Origin of the sequence: Microbispora sp. NPDC049633 (genome assembly GCF_040675265.1) — a bacterium.
In the GTDB taxonomy this organism is placed as follows: domain Bacteria; phylum Actinomycetota; class Actinomycetes; order Streptosporangiales; family Streptosporangiaceae; genus Microbispora; species Microbispora maris.
Map to the genome: position 1 here is coordinate 1 of NZ_JBFAOO010000396.1, position 2109 is coordinate 2109.

Below are 2109 nucleotides of genomic sequence, written 5' to 3' on the forward strand. Positions count from 1 at the left end.
CCCGCGCCACGGCCGGCCGAGGAAACGCCTGGCGTTCCCCCCGGCCGCCATGGCTGGACCTCCCTCAGCACTTCCCCTTCACGCGCGTGCACTTGGGACAGCATTTGTACTTCCGGTGGTTCGTGCATCGGTAGGTGCACTTGGGCGGCTTCGGCTTCGTGTACGAGCTGCCGGAGGCCACCTGCGCGACCGCGACATCAGTGGCGCCCGTGGACGCCGACGCCGACGACGCCGGCCAGAGCGCGACCGTGCCGAGCAGCGCCGAACCGATGATCACGCTGAATCGCCCACCTCGCATGGCCCTTCTCCTCTCCGATCAGGCCGCGATGCGGCAGATCGAGCGGTTTCTCCTTTATTGTCCGAATCGCTTCGGGGATGCGTCCAGCCCATCTCCCGCCACCGGGAGAATCCGATGTGAATCCCCATCCCGCCATTGCCGTGGATAGGTGAATGACGGCACGGCCCTCCGCGAACCGTGAGGCGGCGGCCAAATATCCGTCCGACCATGGCATGAAAACGCCTCAACCCAGCAAAAGCCCGCATAGTCGGCAGCGGGGCGGCAACCGTCGCCCGGGACGCGCACTCGCCGCGACCACGGCGTCCAGTGTCCACGGCGCCAGTGTCACAGCGTCCAGTGCCCACAGCGTCCATAGGGGGAACGATGAGCGCACGAACTGTCCGATCCGTCACCGCAATCGCGGCGGCGGCCGTGCTGACGATGGCGCTGCTCGCCGGCTGCGGCGGCACCACCGCCCCGGCGCCCGAGCACGCCGCCATGGCCGGCCCCGCGGCGCTCGTGACGCCGACCGCGACCGAGACCGAGTACAACTCTCCGTGCCCGACCGGCGGCAACGCCAAGCGGTTCGCCAAGACCCGGTTCGCGCTGCACGCGGGTCTCGCCCTCGGCGCCTTCCACCGCTACATCTACAAACCACTGCGCAGCGGCGGCTTCAAGGCCGGAGCGGAAAAACGCAAGCGCACGATCGCCAAGGCCGCGATCGCCGGCGCCTTCGCCCTGCACCAGCTGAAAGTCGCCAAGGGTTTCGCCGCGGCGAATCCGGCGTTGTGCAAGGCCGTCCAGGGCGTGAGCAACCAGTTCTCCGCACTGACCGGCAAGCTGCACGACGGCACCGCCACGGAGGCCGACGTCGACGCCGGCAAGAGCTCGATGGCGGGCCTGCAGCGCGACGCCTCGAAGACCGGCTACGGGTTCAAGGAGCAGAAGGTCACCATCCCGGGCGTGAGCTGACCTCCGCCACAGGACGCGGCCGGGCCGCCCCGGTCAGCCCACCTTGGCGAAGAACGCGCGGATGTCGGCGGCGAGGCGATCCGGCTGGTCCATCGCGATGAAGTGGTGGCCGCCCGGGTTGTCCTCGGGCCAGTGGAGGATGGTGTTGTGGCGTTCGGCGAGCCGGCGGATGCCGGGCGGGCCGCTGTACACGCCGGTCGGCGCGACCGTCTGGCCCTCCGGCCAGCCGAAGCCGGTGCTCTCGTAGTACGGCCACGCCGACGTCCCGAACGTCCCGGTGAACCAGTACAGGCTCACGTTGGTCAGGAACAGATCCCGGTCGATCACCTGCTCCAGCGGTCTGCCCGAGGCGTTGAACTCGTGGAACTTCTGGGTCATCCAGGCCAGCGCCGCGAGCGGTGAGTCGTGCCAGCCGTACGCGAAGGTCTGCGGCGCCGCGCGCAGCAGCCCGTGGTGGTCGACGCCGTTCATCCAGTCCTGTTCCATCAGCCGGGCATAGGCGGCCCGCTCGTCCTCGGTCATCTCCGGGAGGTCCTTCTCGATGGGGAAGCCGAGACCGCTGACGATGTAGACGCCGGCCACGTTGCCCGGCGCCGCCTTGGCCACCTCCGGGGCGACGTAGGCCCCGAAGTTCCCGCCCTGCGCGCCGTACCGGTCGTAGCGGAGACGGCGCATCAGCTCGGCCCACAGCCGCGCCACGCGCGCCGCGGTCCAGCCGGCGCCGCGTGGCGGCGCGGAGAAGCCGAAGCCCGGCAGGGAGGGCACCACGACGTGGAACGCCCCGGCGGGGTCGCCGCCGTGCGCACGCGGGTCGGTGAGGCGGCCGACGAGCTCGTCGAACTCCACGTACGAGTTCGGCC

At 70.2% G+C, this 2109-nt stretch carries 3 protein-coding genes; 1 reads left to right on the forward strand and 2 read right to left on the reverse strand.

What is annotated here, in order from left to right; all coding sequences use genetic code 11:
• Positions 1–64: 64 nt before the first annotated feature.
• The gene (locus tag AB0J39_RS39320; RefSeq protein ID WP_363474281.1) at positions 65–298 is read right to left on the reverse strand and encodes a hypothetical protein; all 234 of its coding nucleotides are present in this window, start codon (positions 296–298) and stop codon (positions 65–67) included.
• A gap of 363 nt (positions 299–661) precedes the next feature.
• Between AB0J39_RS39320 and AB0J39_RS39325 the strand changes: the two genes are divergently transcribed.
• On the forward strand, positions 662–1249 hold the full coding sequence (locus AB0J39_RS39325) for a hypothetical protein (protein ID WP_363474283.1): 588 nt from the start codon (positions 662–664) through the stop codon (positions 1247–1249).
• A gap of 33 nt (positions 1250–1282) precedes the next feature.
• Here AB0J39_RS39325 and AB0J39_RS39330 read toward each other — a convergent pair.
• On the reverse strand, positions 1283–2109 hold an 827-nt coding region (locus AB0J39_RS39330; RefSeq protein ID WP_363474284.1), incomplete at its 5' end, for an alpha/beta hydrolase.

What these genes read in the sequence shown, in the direction of transcription:
- AB0J39_RS39320 (WP_363474281.1), bottom strand. Translation starts at nt 298, where the DNA reads ATGCGAGGTGGGCGATTCAGCGTGATCATCGGTTCGGCGCTGCTCGGC.
- AB0J39_RS39325 (WP_363474283.1), top strand. Translation starts at nt 662, where the DNA reads ATGAGCGCACGAACTGTCCGATCCGTCACCGCAATCGCGGCGGCGGCC.